This is a genomic window from Rhodococcus sp. C1, from assembly GCF_020809065.1.
GTDB classification, from domain to species: Bacteria; Actinomycetota; Actinomycetes; order Mycobacteriales; family Mycobacteriaceae; genus Rhodococcus_F; species Rhodococcus_F qingshengii.
In genome coordinates this window covers 3,242,731-3,260,597 of the sequence record NZ_CP078080.1, presented here as the reverse complement: position 1 = coordinate 3,260,597, position 17,867 = coordinate 3,242,731, and the positions used below count along the sequence as shown (strand labels likewise).

The window sequence follows — 17,867 nt, the reverse complement described above, 5'->3', positions numbered from 1 at the left end:
TGAAGTGAGTCAGCGTCCGGACTTGATGATCTGAGCGATGTTCCGCTCCGCCAGAGCAGTGATGGTCAGTGACGGGTTGACGGTGCCGGTGCTGCCCGGAATAGCGGCGCCGTCCATCACGTACAGGCCGTCGTAGCCCTTGACTCGCCCGTAACCGTCGGTGGCCTTGCCCAGAACCGCACCGCCTAGGGGATGCGCGGTGAACGAGGAATTGACGTCCTTCGCGAACGGCAATGCCGACGGCAGCGTGGTGCCGGCGAAGGCCATCTTGTTCTGGACGGCGCGTAGTGCCTCGACGGTGGCGTCGTTGCCGTTCTTCGGCCAGTTCAGCACCACCCGATCGGAGCCGCCGTCGTAGGCGAAGTCGGCGCGCTGCGAGTCGAGGGTCATCCCCAACGTTCCGAGCATGCCGATGTTGACGGGTAGGCCGGGGACGTACCAATTTTCCAGGGAGAGTGGCATTCCCGACTCGTCGACGATGCGTGATGCCGACGGTGCGGCTTGCGCAGTGCCGTCACTGAAGCCGAACGAGCGCACCATCCCGGCGTCGCCGTTCGTTCCCCAGCCCTTACCGACGTGTTCGTTGAGGTTGGGCAGCGCGCCCGTCGCCTGGGCGCGTACCAGCAGTTCGGACGTGCCGATCGAGCCGGCGCCGAGGAACAGACGGTCACAGGTAAGAGTCTTCCGGGCCAGAACGCCACCCGTCGGATCCGTCGATTCGACGTCGACGACGTAGCGTCCATCACGTTCGCGACTGATCGCGAGCACCTGATGTCCGTAACAGACGGTGGCTCGTCCGGTGGCTTCGGCGGCGGGAATGTAGTTCTGTGTGAGGTCGAACTTCGCGCCGTTGGAGTTACCCATGTTGCTGTCACCGACAGTGGCCGAGGCTCGGGCTCGGCCGTCGAGTTCTGAGCGCACCACGTCCCAGTTCCAGATCCCGTCGATCCGCTGCGGATCGAATCCGGCACGACGAGCGTCCTGATCCCAACGACGCGAGTGACCGAAGTTCGGGGTTTGGTAAATGTCTTCGGGCAACGGGCTCAGACGCAGCATCTGGCGCACTTTGGGGTACCAGGTGGACGCCATCTCGTCGTAGTCGAGGGAGTTGCCGAAGACTGCGTCGAAGAATCGGCGCTCGGGCGCGATCATCACGCCGGTGAAGATGATGGAACCACCGCCGACTGCAGCGCCGCGCCATACCGAGATGTGTTCGTAGTCGGTGGCATCGAGGACGCCGCTGAAGTAGTCGCACGCCACGGGGAGTCCGGTGAGGTTGGTGAACGATGTTCGCCGGAAGACTCCGCGGCCGTCGGCCAGCATGTCGGAGGTGTGAATCTCCCGTTGCGGATCGTGGGGCCACCGAAGTCCGCGTTCGAGGATGGTGATCTGGGTGCCGCTCTGCGCCAGTCTGAGGGCGGTGGCGCTTGCGCCGAATCCGGACCCGATGACGATGGCTTCGGAATGCTCCGGGGGAGTAGGAGAGGGTGCGAACAACTCGGGGACGAGCGCGCGGTAGTGATCAGCACCCATCGGGAGCGCCCGCAGTGGTGCGGGGGTGGCGTGGCTGGTCGACGTCGAGATGAGCGGTGTCGCGGCGGCAACTGCTGCCCCCGCCCAGGCGGCTTTGAAAAAGTCACGACGCTGCATGTCACGGCGCTGCATGTGTAAGTTCGACTCCCCAGTTCGACGGTTTGCCTCAGAATAACTCGAGATGGAGTTCGGGGACGAAACGGCGTGTCCGACGTCAAGAAGAACCGGATAAAACGTGCATAAGTGGCACCTCCTGGGTGGTACTGATCGGTCGCCAGATAGTCGCGGAAACCTGTCGATGTTCAGCGAGAGGCGCTCGCACCTATCCTCGAGGAGTGAACTCCGACTTCAAGCGCGTCTCCGAGGCCAAGTACGTCCTACTCACGACCTTCCGCAAGGACGGAACGCCGGTGGCGACTCCGCTCTGGGCCGCGCCGGACGGCGACAAGCTCCTGATGTGGACCGTCACCGATTCCTACAAGGTCAAGCGGATCAGGCGAAACCCGTCGGTCACCGTCGCTGCGTGTGACGCTCGGGGAAATCCCAAGGGTGAACCGGTGGCCGCCGTCGCCGAGATCCTCGACGGACCGGGCACCGATCATGCTCGCGACGCGATAGCACGTCGGTACGGAATCCTCGGCTGGATCACCATGAAGGGCAGTCTCCTTCGCCGCGGCAAGACCGGAACGATCGGACTTGCCGTCACTGCAGCCTGACCGCGCGTCAGTTGCCGAGCAGATCGTCCAACGCTGAGTCGAAGCGCGGATAGGTGAATGTGAAGCCTTTGTCCGCCAACACTTTCGATACGGCTTGACGACCCGTCAGGCCCAGGGCAGCGTCGCTGCGAAGAAGGAACGCGCCGATTCTGACCATGAAAGCGGGCGTCGGCGGCGCAGGTGGCCGGTGAAGGTGCTTGCGCAGCCCGGCCATCAGTTCTGAATTGCGGACGGGATCCGGAGCCGTCGCGATGACCACGCCCGAGGCAGCCGAATCGGGTTCGAGTGCCCAACGAACGATCGACAGCCAGTCCTCGATGTGAATCCAACTGGTCCACTGCCTACCCGAGGCGACGCGTCCGCCCAGTCCGAGACGCACGAGCAACAGCAATCGCTCGAGCGCCGGTGTGCCCTTCTCCAACACGACACTGGTTCGCAGGATCACCACTCGTGGCGCGTTTGCACCCTCGACCGCTGCCTCCCAGTCCTTTGCGACGTCGGTCATCTGAGGTGGCCCGTCAGCGAGGGGAGAATCCTCGTCCAATCGTGCCTCACCCGCATCGCCGTAGATCGCGAGCGTGCTCGCCTGGATCCACACCGGAACAGGGTTCGCCAGTAGTTTCGACGCTTCGACCAGCGCGCGGGTCGGATCGACTCGGGAGTTGGTGAGTAGTGCGATGTTTGCCGGGGTGGGTCGGCGATCGACCAACTCGCCGGCCAGATTGATCACCGCGGCGCCGCCGAGTTCTCCCGCCCAGTCGCCCACCGTGACACCGTCCCACTGAACCTGCCTGTGCCTGCCAGGTTTCGGTGAGCGAGTCAGGACCACGACGTCATACCCACGGTCGGCGAGATCGTCGCTGATCCGGCGGCCGAGAGCGCCGGTGCCGCCGGCGATCACGACCTTCGTCATCACTGCGCCTGGCTGACCGAGGACATGTGGAAGTCGGGAATCCGCATGGGCGGCATGGCCGTGCGGGTGAACCAATCTTTCCACTCCCGGGGAAGCGTGATCTCGGTACGTCCAGCCTCGGTGACCCGCCGCAGGAGATCGAGAGGGCTCTCGTTGAAACGGAAGTTGTTGACGGCGCCGACGATCTTGCCGTCCTCGATCAAATACACCCCGTCACGGGTGAGTCCGGTCAACAGCAGCGTCGTCGGATCCACCTCACGGATGTACCAGAGGGTTGTGAGCAGTAGACCCTTCTCGGTACCTGCGATCATGTCCTCGATCGAGGTGTCGTCACCACCGGTCAGGATGAGATTGTCGCCGGGAACTGCGACAGGTCGACCGAATTCTCGTGCAGCGTGGCGCGGGTACGCCAGCGCATTGACGACGCCGTCTCGGACCCAGTCGACGGGTTCGATCTCCATACCGTTGTCGAACAGTGAGACGGATTCACTCGACGACGTCGTGATCACGAACGGCGCGGATTGCAAGCCCTCGGCGCCGGGGTCGGAGGTGAGTGTCAGTGGCAATCCGAGCTTCTCGCCGATCCGGGTACCACCGGTGGTGGACAGTGCGGTGTGGCCCTCTTCGGCGCCGCGACCCTCCATGGTCCACATCAGATAGATCATCAGGTCCGCCACAGCCGACGGCGGAAGAATTGTCTCGTAGCGGCCGGCAGGCAGACTGACGGAGTTACCCGCCCAGTCGAGTCGAGTGGTCAACTGCGACAAGAGCTTCGGTATCGAGATATCGCTGAAATCGACAGTTCCGGATCCGACCCAGGCGCTGGCGTCGCCGCGCTTGCCGTTGATCTCCACGGAGCCGGTGGCCTGAGCCGTTCTACGTCGCACGCCCGTCGAGGTTCCGAGCCAGGTGGTGTGCAACTGGTGGTGAGCGAAGCCGAACAACTGGTCGCCGCCGTCGAAGGCCTTCGACAGGTCGGCAGCCAACGGCGCAAAGACACCGATGTCGGTCAGGGCGGCCGGCAGGTCCCAGTCGGTCTCTGCCGCCGACTGCGTGATCAGGTCGGACGCGTCGTCAGCCGGAGTGGCTGTGCGCGCAGCTTCTTCGCTTGCATGTACGAGCGCGGAAATCTGCTCCGGATCGACACTGCTGGAACTGACAGTGCCCACCTTCGCGATGTCACCCTCGCGCACGATCGAGATCACCGTCCACGTCCGGGACAGCGAAACTCCGTTGGTGGTCATCGAATTGTTGGCCCACCGCAGCGACACCTCACTCGCATCGGTCACGATCACCAACGATTCGTCTACCGTCCTCGCGGCCAATGCACGCTCGACGACCTGCTGCGGATCGATCACTGCTGAGCCTCCGAACGAGTATTGAGGATGTTGACTCCGCGGAACAGAGCGGACGGGCAGCCGTGGCTGACCGCCGCAACCTGACCGGGTTGCGCCTTGCCGCAGTTGAACGCGCCCTGCAGGCGCCAGGTCGACTCACCGCCAACGGCTTCCATCGAGCCCCAGAAATCCGTCGTCGTCGCCTGATACGCCACGTCGCGCACCTGACCGTCGAGCTTTCCGTCACGGATCTTGAAGAACCGCTGACCGGTGAACTGAAAGTTGTAGCGCTGCATGTCGATCGACCAGGACTTGTCACCGACGACGTAGATGCCGTTCTCGACTCGCGAGATCAGGTCTGCAGTCGAGGTGTCCGTAGAAGGGTCGGGGGAGAGCGAGACGTTGGCCATTCGCTGGATGGGAACGTGATGTGCGGAGTCGGCGTACGAGCAACCGTTGGAACGCGTCAGCCCCAGCCTCGGCGCGAACACGCGGTCTAGTTGATACCCGACCAGTGTTCCCTCTGCCACCAGATCCCACCGTTGAGAGGCGACGCCGTCGTCGTCGAATCCGACGCTGGCCAGGCCGTGCTCTTCGTTTCGGTCGGCGGTCACGTGCATGAGTGGCGTTCCGTATTTCAGCGTTCCCAGCTTGTCCGGCGTCGCGAACGACGTACCGGCGTAGGCCGCTTCGTAGCCGATCGCGCGGTCGTATTCGGTGGCGTGTCCGATGGATTCGTGGATCGTGAGCCACAGATTGGTCGGATCGATCACGAGGTCGGTCGGACCTGCTTCGACGGTCGGTGCCTTGGTCTTCTCGGCCAGCCACTCCGGGATCTGCGCGAGCTCATCGCCCCAGTTCCATGTGCTCTCCGCCCCGAGGTACTCCCATCCGCGGCCTACCGGCGGCGCCAAGGTGCGCATCGATTCGAAGCTGCCGGCCGACTTGTCGACGGCGGTCGCCTCGAACTCGGGGTGCAGACGCACCCGTTGCTGGGTGATCGACGAACCGGCCAGATCCGCGTAGAAGGTCTGCTCCTTGACCTGGAGGACACTCGCCGTTACGTGATCCACGCCGTCGGCGGCTTGAAGCCGTCCGGAGTAGTCGACCAGCAGGCCTACCTTCTCGGCCGTCGGTGTCGCGAAGGGATCTTCGAGGTACGGCGACACCCACGTCGCGTCGGCGTAGACGGGCTCGTCGGCGAGGGTGACCGGATCCCGATTGAGCGAGCGCAATGCCTTCGCGACCTCGACCGCTTGGCGTGCCAGCGCAGCAGCGACATCGGGGGACACCTCGGCGTGCGAGGCGAATCCCCACGTGCCGTCGACGATCACACGGACGGCGACCCCGATCTCGTCTCCGTCGGACACCGCCTGAACTACGCCGTCGCGCAAGCGGATCGACTGTGTGAGCACGCGGTGGACACGAACATCGGCGTGCTGGGCGCCGGCCGTTCTCGCTGCCGACAGCGCCGCATCAGCGACAGCTCGCAGCGGGAGGGCGAGGAAATCTGCATCGACATCTCGGGTGACGGTCACGCACACGACGCTAGCCGACGACCGCCGATCTCAGCCGAACTGCTGCCATCCGAGGCGAATCACCATGGCGATCACGACCACCAACAGCGTGATCCGCACGAATCCGGATCCCTTGCTCAGCGCCATCCGCGAACCGATGACCGCGCCGAGAACGTTGCACACCGCCATCGCCAAACCCAAACTCCACCAGACATGCCCGGTGACGGCGAAGTAGGCGAGCGCGCCGAAATTGGAACCGAGATTGATCACCTTCGCCATCGCTGCGCTCCGAACGAATTCGGTTCCGAGGAAGGTCGCGAAGCTGATGATGAGGAAGGTGCCGGTGCCGGGTCCGAGCAGACCGTCGTAGAGGCCGATGAGTCCGGCGGAGAGCAGCAGGACGAGGACGGTCTTGCGCTGCGTCGGACGATGGGTCGCGATCGTGGTGCCCAGCGTCGGACGCATGGTCACGAAGACGGCGACGGCGACGAGGACGACCATCACGATCGGAATGAAGTACTTCTTGTCGATCAGCGAAACGGCCGCCGCCCCGCACGCGGCCGTCACCGCAGCCAACGCGGCTGCCGGCGCCATCTGCCGCCACTCCATCGGGATTCGACGGGAGAACGTGTACACCGCAGCACTCGTCCCGGTGAATGCCGTCAATTTATTGGTGGCCAGTGCCGCCTGTGGGGTCAATTGCGGGGCGACCAGAAAGAGCGCCGGCAACAGAATCAATCCACCGCCGCCGACCACGGCGTCGACCCAACCCGCCGCCGTCGCTGCCGTCATCAGCAGTCCCCAATCAGCAATATCCACGGCGGTGACTCTTTCACAGCTGTGACACTCTTGAGCACATGCGGAGGTTCAGCCTGTGGCTGCGAGGAAAGCCGATGATCGCGGACAGCGCGCTGGCGCTCGTGTTCTTCGCGCTCGAGGTAGTCACGTTCGTCAGTTCGCCGCGTGAGGAGCGGTGGCCTCAGCTCGTCGTCGGATTTCTGATCTGCCTTCCCGTCGTGTGGCGTCGCAAATATCCGCGTAAATCCGCCGCGTCGATCTTGTCGATGTCGTACTTCGCGACCTTGATGATGTGGGCGACAGGGGATCCGGCTGCGGAACATCCAGGCCTGTTGGCGCTCGGGGTCTCGCTCTACACACTCGTTGCGTATGTCGATCGACGCACCGGGGCGATTTTTGCGTGCTTCCTTGCCCTGGACATGACACTCTCGTTGCTCGTCATCCGCGAAGACGTGATCCTCACGATCATCATTGCGACCCTGCTCTATGCACTCGCCTGGATCACCGCCGAGTTCTTGAGCGCCCGCCGCGCCTACGACGAGGAAGTGGCCGCCAGACTCGAAGTGGCCGAATACGAACGGGATCGGCGTGCCGAGGATGCGGTGGCCACGGAAAGAACCCGAATCGCCCGCGAACTCCACGATGTCGTCGCCCACGCGGTCAGCGTGATGATCGTCCAGGCCGACGGCGCGTCGTATGCGGTCGATTCCAATCCCGCGTTGGCCAAGAAGGCGCTCGGCAACATCTCCAGCACCGGACGCGACGCCCTTGCCGAGCTTCGCCGTACCGTCTCGCTGCTGCGCACCGAGGTCAGTACTGATGCGATGCCGCAACACGGAACTGCCGGCATCGCCAAGGTCGTCGAGATGATGCGTGCCGCCGGTCTCGGGGTGCGGCTAGAACTGACCGGCGAGCTCGACGACGTCAGTCCTTCAGTCAGCCTGGGCATTCATCGCCTGGTCCAAGAGTCACTGACCAATGTCCTCCGCCACGCCGGCGCAAATCCGAAGGCACGAGTCACCGTGCGCCGCACCGACACCGCGGTGCTGCTCGAGGTCGTCGACAACGGAACGTCGAGTTCGACCTTCTCCCACGGTTCGGGGAATGGACTGGTCGGAATGCGTGAGCGGGTGGCGGTACTGCACGGGACACTCGAGACGGGACGACGCCCCGACGGCAGTTGGCGTGTGTACGCAGAGTTGCCGCTCGAGATCCACGATTGATACCGGCTCGCCGCAATCGCATTGGCACCGACGTCTCAGGCCCGATAGGTTTACGCCGTGCCCATCACCGTGCTGCTAGTCGACGATCAGGAACTCATGCGGATGGGCCTGAACATGGTGCTCGAAGCTCATGAAGACATCTCCGTCATCGGTGAGGCCGGCGACGGGGCCGCGGCGGTCGCAGCGGCGGTGGCGCTGAAGCCTGACGTCGTGTTGATGGACGTGCGGATGCCGATTGTCGACGGAGTGAAAGCGACCGAGCAGATTCTTGCCTCCGGGATCGAATCCAGGGTCCTGGTGATGACGACCTTCGACCTGGACGAACACGCTCTCGGTGCCTTGCGCGCCGGAGCCAGCGGCTTCCTTCTCAAGGACACCCCGCCCGAGGATCTCGTGTCGGCAATCCGCAGCGTGGCAGCCGGTGACGCGGTTGTTTCCCCGAAGGTGACACGTCGTCTGCTGTCGAGGTTCATCGTGGACGGTCCGGCGCCCCGGCGCGATCCGGTAGTTCTCGACGTCCTGACCGAACGCGAACGCGAAGTCCTCGGACACGTGGCCACGGGACTGTCGAACATCGAGATCGCACAGCAGCTGTACCTGTCCGAATCGACGATCAAGTCGCACGTCGGACGCATTCTCACCAAACTCGATCTGCGTGATCGTGTGCAGGCTGTGGTGCTGGCCTACGAGACCGGACTGGTGACTCCGGGCGCGTAGGCCAGCCGCCTGTCAGGGATCGAGCGTTTCGCTCTGCTCAAGCATCAAAAGAGCCCACTGTTGGCAGCACGATGCAGGTCTTCCCGTCTGCGTAATCGACATTGCCGAACAGAGCGGCAAACACCTTGCCGTCACCGGTGTCGACGACCTTCGAGAGCAACGGCGTATCGAGTACGGGCAACTTCTCGTCCAACGGGACGATGCCGCCCTTGAACGTGCCGACGTTGATCCAGGCAACACTCAACCCTGAGGTCTTGGGTATGCCGACGTAACCCGGGATTGCCTGGAAACGGAGATGGTCGGCCTCGACCCACGGCGGCAACGGGAAGTTCGGACCGGCCTGTGCGGAGCTGAGGGTGACGGTGACGGGTTCACCGGCCACGCCACACCCGACCGTCGGTGCGGGGTACATGAACGACTGCGGCTTGGTGACGCCGATGTCCGGGAGATCGAGAGCGGTCGTGATCTGATCAGCGCCTGCCGTGCCGATCAACTGCTGAACAGCAGCAGAGGCTTCGGGGGAGATGGCTGCGGCCTGCGCGATCAGTGCGGCAATTCCTTCGGGTACTACCGGTTCTGCGGCCGCGGTTCCCGCGCTGATCATCGCGCTGCCGGCGGTGAGTGCCACGACTGCGGCAGTGCCGGCGATGGCAGCGGGAATGCGTCGGGCGAGTGTCTTGCCGGGGAGTCGGCTCATGTCGGGCTCCTTCATTTCATGAGGCCGGGAAATGCGGCCCGAAGTGACTTGACCATGCACAGAGTCTCAACGTCAACTTGAGGTTTAGAATCGTTAGCGGAGCGTTAGTTAACGCCAGGCAAGTCGCACGTGCGTGAGAGAAGGCCCGTGTGACTCACGGCACCCACCTGTTTTGCACCTCTGCGTCGTTGTCGGGAGAAAAACCGGCCTCTCGAGCGTTGAACGAATAGACCGTCTGAAAGGGGACGTCATGATCGCCGCCGTATTTCTCCTCTACGTGATCGTCGAGATCGCAGCCTTGGTCATCGTGGGCAACGCCATCGGTGTCGCCTGGACAGTGCTGCTGTTTCTCGCCGGATCGCTTGTCGGATTGATCCTCATGCGCTCGCAGTGGCGACGGGTCATGGACGGGTTCCGTAAGGCCACGCGGGGTGAGGGATCGCCGTCACTGGCGGTCGCCGACGGCGCCTTGGTCGCGGCGGGCTCCGCGTTGATGTTCGTACCCGGACTCGTGACTTCGGTTCTGGGCCTGCTGCTTCTGATTCCGCCGACCCGCTGGGCGCTGCGCCCGCTTGCAGTGCTCCTGGCAGGTAAGCGCGCAGCAGCATTTGCCGCCGGTGGTGACGCCTTCGCCGGAACCGTCGGCTACGCGGCGCGGATGCGCGGAAACGGCGAGGTGATCGACGGCGAGATCATCGTCGAGACACCCGAAACCACCGAGTACGTCGCCAGCAACGGCAAGGAACTCGTCCTCGAGGGTGAGATTCTGGACACGGATACACCCACCCGTTCGCGGGGGCCGCAGTACTAACAGGCAGACTGGGTGCTCGTGACTACTCGTCTGCTGGTCAACGGCCGGATCTACAGTTCATTTGCACCTGACGCGACCTCGATCGCCATCACCGACGGCACCGTCGTGTGGGTCGGCGACGAGCGCGCCGGACGGGCGTTGCACCCCGCCGCGGAGATCGAAGACCTGGGTGGTGCGTTTGTCACTCCCGGGTTCGTCGACACCCACGTACACATCACCGCACTGGGACTCAATCTCGTCGGCCTCGATCTCGTGGGCGCGAACTCTCTGGACGAATGTCTCTCGCGAGTACGAACATTCGCAGCCGCGAACCCCGAAACTGCCCATCCCGACGCAGTCATCTGGGGACACGGTTGGGACGACACCGAGTGGGCCGAGCAGACCCCGCCGTCGACCGCAGATCTCGACGCGGCCGCCCCTGGCCGCAAGGTGTATCTCTCGCGGATCGACGTTCACTCGGCCGCGTGCTCGAGCGCATTGCGCGACGGGATCTCCGGCCTCGCCGACACCGCTGGATACTCAGCCGAAGGCCCGTTGACGTTCGACGCACACCACCTGGCGCGCAATTCCGCTCGGAATCTGCTGACGGAAACTCAGCGCGCGTCTGCTCGTACCGCTGCGCTCGATCTCTGCGCCTCACGCGGAATCGTGGCCGTTCACGAGTGCGGGGGACCGGACATCTCGGGATTGACCGATTTCCAGGAACTGTTGGCCCACGATCACGGCGTGGAGGTTCGGGGCTACTGGGGTGAGCGTGTCGACAGCGAAGAGGATGCTCGCGCGCTCCTCGACAAAACCGGAGCAGACGGACTCGGCGGGGATCTCTTCATCGACGGCTCGCTCGGTTCGCATACCGCGTGGTTGCTCGAACCCTATGCAGACCAACCTGATTCGACGGGCAATGCCTACCTCGACGTCGACGCGATCGCCGCACACATCCGGGCCTGTACCCTCGCGGGCGTCCAGGCCGGGTTCCATGCCATCGGTGACGGCGCCGTCTCGTCGGCAGCTGCCGCGTTCCGCAGGGTCGCCGACGAACTGGGTGGCCCCAAGGTCGCCGCGTTGGGTCACCGCCTCGAGCACGCGGAAATGATGTCTATGGCCGACGCGGAAACCTTTGCCGCCTTGGGTGTCATCGCTAGCGTCCAACCGGTGTTCGACGCACTGTGGGGTGGCACCGACGGTCTTTACGCCACGCGCCTGGGAGTAGAGCGCGCAGCAGCGTTGAATCCGTTTGCACCTGCTGCCGGTAAGGGTGTCTCGCTCGCATTCAGCTCCGACGCCCCGGTCACCCCCATCGAGCCGTGGGCGATGCTGCGCGCCGCTGTCCAGCACCGCACCGACGGAAGTGGAATCTCGCCGCGTGCGGCCTTCTCCGCGGCCACTCGCGGCGCCTGGCGCGCGGGCGGAGTGCGGGACGGCGCCGCGGGAACCCTCGATCCGGGCGCACCGGCCTCCTACGTGTTGTGGGAGGCAGGCGAACTCGAAGTGAGCGCACCCGCCGACTCGGTTCAGCGATGGTCTACCGATCCGCGCTCGCGCGTACCCGCTCTGCCGAGGCTGGCGGAAGATGCGCCGATCCCGGTCTGCATCAAGTCGGTGCATCGCGGACGCGTCGTCTGTCAGCGCGGCTCGTCGAGTGAGTGAGGCCGGCGCAGAGGCGTCTGTCGGTGATCGCTCCCGTGTGAGCGCTGTGCTCACCGGTTCCGCATGGCTACGTTCGCTCTACGCGACCGCTGGTGGATTCCTGATCTTCGCAGGGTTCCCACCCCGCCCGCTGTGGTTCTTGGCGCCCGTCGGGATCGCTCTTCTGACGTGTGTGTTGACGAACTTCGGGCGCGGCGGACTGCGCCTTCGTGCCGGCTTCGGTTACGGATACTTGGCCGGTCTCGGATTTCTGGTGCCGTTGCTTCCGTGGATCGGTGTGTTCGTAGGTGCGGTCCCGTGGATCGCGTTGGCCGCGGTGGAGTCGTTGTTCATCGGACTGTTCGGGCTGCTTGCGGTTCTGGTGGCGAGGTTGCCATGGGCACCCTTGTGGATTGCTGCGACCTGGACGCTCACCGAGTGGCTTCGTTCCAGCGTTCCTTTCGGCGGATTTCCTTGGGGCAGGCTCGCATTCGGTCAATCCGAAGGGTGGCTCCTCCCTCTTGCGAGTGTCGGCGGTGCGCCGCTGCTCAGCTTCGCGGTGGCCCTGACCGGTACCGGCTTGGCAGCAGTTGCAGTCGCTGTCGCGGCCAAACGATGGGACCGAGGATTCTTCGGAGCTGATGCCGCTGCCCTCGTGCCCGTGATCATTGCTCTCGTGGTGTCGCCGTTCTTGTCCACCATGGATTCCGGTGATCGAACGATCACCGTCGCCGCCATTCAGGGAAGCGTTCCGAGGTTGGGCTTGGACTTCAACTCGCAACGCAAGCAGGTCCTCGACAACCATGTCGCCGAAACCGTGAAACTTGCTGCCGAGGTGGACGCGGGCCGCGTCGATCAGCCTGACGTCGTGATCTGGCCGGAGAACGCCTCGGACATCGACCCCCTGCGAAACGCCGATGCCGCTGCCGACATCACCCGGGCCTCCGAAGCGATCGGAGCGCCGATTCTTGTCGGCACCGTACTCGTGAATGCCGATCGTACGACCACCAATTCGGTGATCGTGTGGGACGGCGCCAACGGTCCTCAGGAACAGCACGACAAGAAGATCATTCAGCCGTTCGGCGAATACCTGCCCTACCGAAGCTTCTTCCGGAACTTCTCCTCGTACGCCGATCGCGCGGGCAATTTCGTTCCCGGCGAGGGCAACGGCGTTGTCCATGCAGCGGGGGTACCCATCGGTGTCGCGACTTGTTACGAGGTGGCGTTCGACCGGGCGTTCCAGGAATCGGTGCGCAACGGTGCACAGTTGCTGGCGGTACCGACCAACAACGCCACTTTCGGGGACACCGAGATGACCTATCAGCAGCTGGCAATGTCGCGTGTGCGGGCAGTCGAGCACGGCCGCGCCGTCGTTGTCGCCGCAACCAGTGGTGTCAGCGCCATCATCGCTCCCGACGGTGCGGTGACTTCGCAAACCGATCTGTTCGTGCCGGCGGCCCTGGTGGCGAAGGTGCCGCTCTCGACCAGCTCCACCCTTGCCAGCCGAGTAGGTCCGGTGCCGGAGATCGTGCTCAGCATCATCGCGGTCGGCGCGATTGCCATGGCAGTGCTGGCCCGGCGCCGAGATCAGGCTGAGCACTCACCCGAGGAGACTGCGGCAATCTGAGCCGAGCATCGGATATTAGGGCTGCCGATGTTCCGAGGAGCGCCTACGCGGGTACTCGCTGTGCCACCCGTTCCTGCGTAAGGCGGCTTCTTGTGACCGAGCCTGAGAAAACCGAGCCAGACAAGTCCGAGCCCCGGGATGCAGTTCACAAAACCAGTGTCGTCGACGCGGTTCTGCAGTCACCGCTCGCCGGCCTGTCGCCGTGGATCTTGCTGTCCTTGCTCTCCGGGCCGGGAAGGTTCGAGGAATCCGCGGCCGCAGCCCTCGGGTTGTCGCTGCTGATCTTGGCGGCCAGTCACCGGCGCGGCGGCACCGTGAAGCTGTTGGAGGTCTTCGACGTCGTGTTCTTCGGCGTTCTGGCGGCCATCGGCCTCCTCGCGTCGGCGAACACGATTCGGTGGTTCGAACTCTGGGGAGGCGAACTGACCAACATCGCGCTGGTGGTCTTTGCCTTCGGATCGATCCTGCTCCGCAATCCTTTCACTTTGCAGTACGCGAAAGAGTCGACGCCCGAAGAGTATTGGGCGACGCCTCTGTTTCTGCACATCAACTACGTCATTACGGCGGTGTGGGCTCTCGCCTTCACCTGGTCGGCCGTAGTGGGCCTGTTCGGAGACGCACTGCTGCACGACGGTGACAACTTCTGGACCGGATGGATTCTGCAGTTGCTCGGAACCTTCTTCGCGATCTCCTTCACCGAGTGGTACCCCGAGTATGCGCCGAACAAGGCCGCTCAGGCTCAGGGCCTCGAAACCGAACCACCGCAGTCGATTTTCAGGCTGTTCGACTTTTTGCCGGTGTTCGTAGCCGTGACCGGCATCGCGGGGTTGGTGACCGACTCCGTTTCCGTGACCGCAGGCGTCACGTTGATTCTGGTCGGCGTGTTCGGACATCTGGCGATGCGACGGTTCACCGTCGACTAGGAGCTCTCGGTGATCTCGCGCCTACGGGAACTTGGTGCACGATCGTCTCGATGACCGGCAGGTGCCGGCTGATGCACGGAATTTGTCCGTTTCTGCGATAGTCAGTGCACCTGCCGTGCAATGGAAACGAGGGAAATTGAGCGTTATTTCGAGTACTGCACACAAGCACGAGCCCCTACACGGAAGACGTCCACCAGCGGATCACCGCTTCCTCGGATTCGACACACGAGTCTTTCCACACGCCCTCGCGATCTTGGCGGTGTGGATGCTCTGGACCGTGATCGTGCCCGCCATCGATTCCGCTGTCTCCTCCGAAGATCCAACCGGCGCCGGAGACCGGATGGCCGTGACCGAAACGGTCTCCTTCGCCGCACCTGCGGGCTGGAATGTCGACAGTGGTTTCCGAACCGACCAACATGGCGCGTCCGATTCGCTCCCACGTGTGACGTTGACCGATGGCACCGTCACCGTGAGCGTCGACGCCGACACATTCAGTGGAACTGCCGACGAACTCCTCTCCCAAACAGATGCCGTGAGTCTTGCGACGAACGGCAGTTCCGTGCTTGCGGTCTCCGGTGCGCGCCAGCCGATCAGCACCGCCGGGGGTCTGAGCGGCGTCCAGGTCAGCTTTGACACTCCGCGGTCCGCCGGATCGGTGACCACATTCGTCGTCGACGGCAAGGGAATTCGGGTACAGGTAGTCGGCCCACCCGATCAGATCGCCGCCCGCAGTCGAGAAATCACCGACATGATCGCCTCTATCGGCACACACGAGGGAGACACCAAGTGAGCACCGATCTCCTCGAAACCCGCTCCCGCGCATTCGATACGACGGCCTGGGGCGAGAAATTTCACTTCTTCCAGCCACGCAACGTCGTGTTCTGGATATACCTGTGGATGTGCGGATTCGGCCTCGTCAAAGGCTGGCAGATGTTTGCTCCCTTCGCCGGATACTTCGGGCGCGCACTCCTCGTTGCCGGCATCGTCGGCGTCATCAGCGCCGCGGTCTGGACATGGTGGTTCCGGCACATCGACCGCTACGAACGCCAACCCGTAGGACTAGTGGTCACCGGCTTCATCTGGGGCGCCACCGCAGCAACGTTCACTATCGCAGTACCCGCGAACGGAGCAGTCGGTTCGCTCTACTCGAAGATTTTCGGGCAGGTATGGGCTCAGGACTGGCATGCGGGCCTCTCTGCACCCTTCGTGGAGGAAACCGCCAAAGGCATCGGCATCGTAGTCCTCCTCGCGCTTGCACCACGCCTGGTGCGCACCGCAACCGACGGCCTGCTCCTCGGTGCTTTCATCGGCTTGGGATTTCAGACCAGCGAAGACTTTCTGTACTCGATTGCCGGCGCAACACAGGGCTTCGGCGCCCACCAAACCGACGGCCTGCTCGGTTCCATCGCCACCCGCACCTACTCCGACATCGTCTCTCATCCCCTGTTCACCGCCCTTTTCTGCGCCGGCGTGATCTATCTGATCGGCACCCCGGCCCAGCCCCGGCGGATCGGACGCGGATTGGCGTTGATCGTGGCACCCATCCTGATCCACGGCGTGTGGGATTCCATGCTCGCGATCGCCGGCGGCAGCAGTTCGCTCGTGTTCGTCATCATGATCGGCGACATCGTCTTCGCGTTCACTGCCTTGTGGATCGCGTTCGTCTGGGCGCACCCACGTGAATCCCACTTCGTCCGTGACATTCTCGCCCCGGAAATCGAGTCCGGCGTCCTGACCGACGCCGAGGTGACAGCCGCCGGCGGATGGCGACAACAACGCACTTACGCGAAAGCCGCACCCACTCGCACCGAACGTCGCCAACGACGACATATCGTTCGTGCCGCGCTGGATCTGTGCAGCGACCTAGCTGTCAGCAAGGGCGACGACAGCCCCCAGGTCGTCGAATCACGCAACGAAATCACCCGCCTCCGCCAAGGAACCGCGGCACAGAGCATCACTCGGTGACCGGGAAGTAGCGGAAGAACCGTTCAGCACCGCAAAACATTCACCCACACCCCAGTCGGCCGGGTTGCTTGCCATCGTCACTTGGCAAGCAACCCGGCCGAGTGACTGGGCTACCAGTTCACTCCGTATCGAAGTTTGGTGTACCGAAGTTTGGTGTGTCGCGGGGTGGGGGATACAGCTCACACTGGTGCACGAAGCAGCGCCGATGGTTCTCCAGCGCAAGTCCAGGATTTGCGCACTGTCGGCCCGCGAGTGCGCCTGGATGCTGAATGACGTTGCCCTGAAGTGTCTTTGAGGACCGCGAAGCATCCTGAAGTTGCCACGTCGAAGAAGGGCCGAAGTATGACGTCGACTTGTGAACGATCACTCCCCGAAGAACGAGAAAGACCGCCCGGTGTAGAACCGGACGGTCTTGATCGAAGTGCTAGTTCATGCGCCGCGACGCTTGGCCTTCAGCAAATCGAGACGCTCTTTGAGGAGCTCTTCGAGTTCCTCGACCGAGCGACGCTCGAGCAGCATGTCCCAGTGGGTGCGGGGAGGCTTGACCTTCTTGGCTTCGGGAGCAGTCCCCTCCATGAGGGTGCCTTCGAGGCCGTTTCGGCACAACCAGGTGCCGGGGATCTCGGCTTCGTCCGCGAACGGGATGTCGAAGATCTCGCCGTTCTCGCACTTGTACTTGGCCATACGACGGGGCGCGAGGTCATGGTCACGGTCGGTCTCGTAGCTCACAGCTCCGAGTCGGCTACCTCGAAGTACGCGATCTGCCATGGTGGTGTCCTCTCTTCGTTCGTCACCGCTGGTGGGCGCCCTGACTTGGGGAGTAGACGCTCACACTCATCTACAACGCCACGAGCACCCGATTGGTTCCCGTGTGGCGAGAAGACGCAACCTCTCCATCTTACCGGGTACCGTGCGCGTTCATCGAAGGCGTCCGAATCTCGAGTACAGTGTCGATTCATGGCTGAGAGCACACGCGTCGGATCACCGCAGTCTGCGCGTTCGGGAAACCCGTGTGTGTGGTGTGGTCGAGAGGTCGCGGTGACCGGTGTCGGTCGTCGACGCCGGTACTGCAGCCAGTCTTGTCGACAGCGTGCGTACGAGCAGCGCAATGCCGTCAAGGGCACGTCGATCCCGGCTGACGCCGTCATCTTGACCGCAGTCGAAGCGGTCGAACTCGTGGATCGGATGTTCGAGGTCCGATGCGCTGCCGAAGATGTGGCGACAGCAGTTGCCGAGGGCGCAGAGAGTTCAGAGCTCACACAGTTGTGTGAACGGTTGACCGAACTTGCCCGCGAAGCCGAACGTTTCCGGTAGAGCAGGTGTGGGCAACCGGTTTCTAGCCTTGCGTCGAGCACTGCAACACTGCGGTGCTCCTGACGCCTGACGACGACAAATTTTGATCCTGAGTTCGGACCTTCGGGGAGGTTCGGACTTCGAAGCGACCCTTCGTCGAGGTCGATGACC

General features: G+C 63.5%; 17 protein-coding genes. 10 read left to right on the top strand and 7 right to left on the bottom strand.

The window, feature by feature from the left end; all coding sequences use genetic code 11:
- Positions 1 to 9: 9 nt before the first annotated feature.
- Entirely contained in the window at positions 10 to 1,665 is a 1,656-nt protein-coding gene (locus KTR60_RS14945) for a GMC oxidoreductase (RefSeq protein ID WP_209921531.1), read from the bottom strand.
- A gap of 203 nt (positions 1,666 to 1,868) precedes the next feature.
- Here KTR60_RS14945 and KTR60_RS14940 point away from each other — a divergent pair, with 203 nt between their 5' ends.
- Positions 1,869 to 2,249 (top strand): PPOX class F420-dependent oxidoreductase, encoded by a 381-nt coding sequence (locus KTR60_RS14940; protein ID WP_042450954.1) that lies wholly within the window; start codon positions 1,869 to 1,871, stop codon positions 2,247 to 2,249.
- A gap of 7 nt (positions 2,250 to 2,256) precedes the next feature.
- Here the strand turns inward: KTR60_RS14940 and KTR60_RS14935 are convergent, their stop codons facing one another.
- Genes KTR60_RS14935 through KTR60_RS14920 form a run of 4 tightly spaced genes read right to left on the bottom strand, consistent with a single transcriptional unit; the run spans position 2,257 to position 6,835 of the window.
- Complete coding sequence (locus KTR60_RS14935; protein ID WP_228400996.1) at positions 2,257 to 3,162, bottom strand: TIGR01777 family oxidoreductase; 906 nt, start codon at positions 3,160 to 3,162, stop codon at positions 2,257 to 2,259.
- The gene (locus KTR60_RS14930; RefSeq protein ID WP_209921524.1) at positions 3,162 to 4,520 is read right to left on the bottom strand and encodes a metallopeptidase TldD-related protein; all 1,359 of its coding nucleotides are present in this window, start codon (positions 4,518 to 4,520) and stop codon (positions 3,162 to 3,164) included. The genes KTR60_RS14935 and KTR60_RS14930 overlap by 1 nt, the downstream gene beginning before the upstream one ends.
- The gene (locus KTR60_RS14925; RefSeq protein ID WP_003944822.1) at positions 4,517 to 6,037 is read right to left on the bottom strand and encodes a TldD/PmbA family protein; all 1,521 of its coding nucleotides are present in this window, start codon (positions 6,035 to 6,037) and stop codon (positions 4,517 to 4,519) included. The genes KTR60_RS14930 and KTR60_RS14925 overlap by 4 nt, the downstream gene beginning before the upstream one ends.
- Positions 6,038 to 6,067: 30 nt before the next feature.
- Positions 6,068 to 6,835: a TSUP family transporter gene (locus tag KTR60_RS14920; RefSeq protein ID WP_030536361.1), complete on the bottom strand. Its 768-nt coding sequence runs from the start codon at positions 6,833 to 6,835 to the stop codon at positions 6,068 to 6,070.
- Between the two features lie 74 nt (positions 6,836 to 6,909).
- Between KTR60_RS14920 and KTR60_RS14915 the strand changes: the two genes are divergently transcribed.
- Both KTR60_RS14915 and KTR60_RS14910 read left to right on the top strand, forming a co-directional pair.
- Complete coding sequence (locus tag KTR60_RS14915) at positions 6,910 to 8,037, top strand: sensor histidine kinase (RefSeq protein WP_228400995.1); 1,128 nt, start codon at positions 6,910 to 6,912, stop codon at positions 8,035 to 8,037.
- A gap of 57 nt (positions 8,038 to 8,094) precedes the next feature.
- On the top strand, positions 8,095 to 8,754 hold the full coding sequence (locus tag KTR60_RS14910; protein WP_003945024.1) for a response regulator: 660 nt from the start codon (positions 8,095 to 8,097) through the stop codon (positions 8,752 to 8,754).
- Positions 8,755 to 8,791: 37 nt separating this feature from the next.
- Here KTR60_RS14910 and KTR60_RS14905 read toward each other — a convergent pair whose 3' ends face one another.
- Complete coding sequence (locus tag KTR60_RS14905) at positions 8,792 to 9,451, bottom strand: hypothetical protein (RefSeq protein ID WP_007729826.1); 660 nt, start codon at positions 9,449 to 9,451, stop codon at positions 8,792 to 8,794.
- A 250-nt stretch (positions 9,452 to 9,701) separates the two neighbouring features.
- Here KTR60_RS14905 and KTR60_RS14900 point away from each other — a divergent pair, with 250 nt between their 5' ends.
- The 6 genes from KTR60_RS14900 to KTR60_RS14875 all read left to right on the top strand — a co-directional run bounded on the left by KTR60_RS14900 (position 9,702) and on the right by KTR60_RS14875 (position 16,403).
- Positions 9,702 to 10,262, top strand: a complete 561-nt coding sequence (locus KTR60_RS14900) for an FxsA family protein (RefSeq protein WP_003944915.1) — start codon at positions 9,702 to 9,704, stop codon at positions 10,260 to 10,262.
- 12 nt (positions 10,263 to 10,274) lie between these two features.
- Positions 10,275 to 11,909 (top strand): amidohydrolase, encoded by a 1,635-nt coding sequence (locus tag KTR60_RS14895; RefSeq protein WP_228400994.1) that lies wholly within the window; start codon positions 10,275 to 10,277, stop codon positions 11,907 to 11,909.
- Positions 11,910 to 11,946: 37 nt separating this feature from the next.
- Positions 11,947 to 13,515, top strand: a complete 1,569-nt coding sequence (lnt, locus tag KTR60_RS14890) for an apolipoprotein N-acyltransferase (protein ID WP_007729821.1) — start codon at positions 11,947 to 11,949, stop codon at positions 13,513 to 13,515.
- 92 nt (positions 13,516 to 13,607) lie between these two features.
- Entirely contained in the window at positions 13,608 to 14,438 is an 831-nt protein-coding gene (locus tag KTR60_RS14885; RefSeq protein ID WP_007729819.1) for a hypothetical protein, read from the top strand.
- A gap of 136 nt (positions 14,439 to 14,574) precedes the next feature.
- Positions 14,575 to 15,228, top strand: a complete 654-nt coding sequence (locus KTR60_RS14880; RefSeq protein WP_228400993.1) for a hypothetical protein — start codon at positions 14,575 to 14,577, stop codon at positions 15,226 to 15,228.
- On the top strand, positions 15,225 to 16,403 hold the full coding sequence (locus KTR60_RS14875; RefSeq protein ID WP_003944910.1) for a PrsW family intramembrane metalloprotease: 1,179 nt from the start codon (positions 15,225 to 15,227) through the stop codon (positions 16,401 to 16,403). The genes KTR60_RS14880 and KTR60_RS14875 overlap by 4 nt, the downstream gene beginning before the upstream one ends.
- Before the next feature lie 429 nt (positions 16,404 to 16,832).
- On the opposite strand, the gene KTR60_RS14870 is transcribed toward KTR60_RS14875, so the two are convergent.
- Positions 16,833 to 17,171: an RNA polymerase-binding protein RbpA gene (locus KTR60_RS14870; RefSeq protein WP_003944971.1), complete on the bottom strand. Its 339-nt coding sequence runs from the start codon at positions 17,169 to 17,171 to the stop codon at positions 16,833 to 16,835.
- A 189-nt stretch (positions 17,172 to 17,360) separates the two neighbouring features.
- Between KTR60_RS14870 and KTR60_RS14865 the strand changes: the two genes are divergently transcribed.
- On the top strand, positions 17,361 to 17,717 hold the full coding sequence (locus tag KTR60_RS14865; protein ID WP_042450945.1) for a hypothetical protein: 357 nt from the start codon (positions 17,361 to 17,363) through the stop codon (positions 17,715 to 17,717).
- Positions 17,718 to 17,867 lie beyond the last annotated feature (150 nt).

Excerpts from the sequence above, each read along its gene's own strand:
- KTR60_RS14865 (WP_042450945.1), top strand. The coding sequence starts at position 17,361 with ATGGCTGAGAGCACACGCGTCGGATCACCGCAGTCTGCGCGTTCGGGA.
- KTR60_RS14935 (WP_228400996.1), bottom strand. The coding sequence starts at position 3,162 with ATGACGAAGGTCGTGATCGCCGGCGGCACCGGCGCTCTCGGCCGCCGG.
- KTR60_RS14905 (WP_007729826.1), bottom strand. The coding sequence starts at position 9,451 with ATGAGCCGACTCCCCGGCAAGACACTCGCCCGACGCATTCCCGCTGCC.
- KTR60_RS14870 (WP_003944971.1), bottom strand. The coding sequence starts at position 17,171 with ATGGCAGATCGCGTACTTCGAGGTAGCCGACTCGGAGCTGTGAGCTAC.
- KTR60_RS14915 (WP_228400995.1), top strand. The coding sequence starts at position 6,910 with ATGATCGCGGACAGCGCGCTGGCGCTCGTGTTCTTCGCGCTCGAGGTA.
- KTR60_RS14900 (WP_003944915.1), top strand. The coding sequence starts at position 9,702 with ATGATCGCCGCCGTATTTCTCCTCTACGTGATCGTCGAGATCGCAGCC.
- KTR60_RS14945 (WP_209921531.1), bottom strand. The coding sequence starts at position 1,665 with ATGCAGCGCCGTGACATGCAGCGTCGTGACTTTTTCAAAGCCGCCTGG.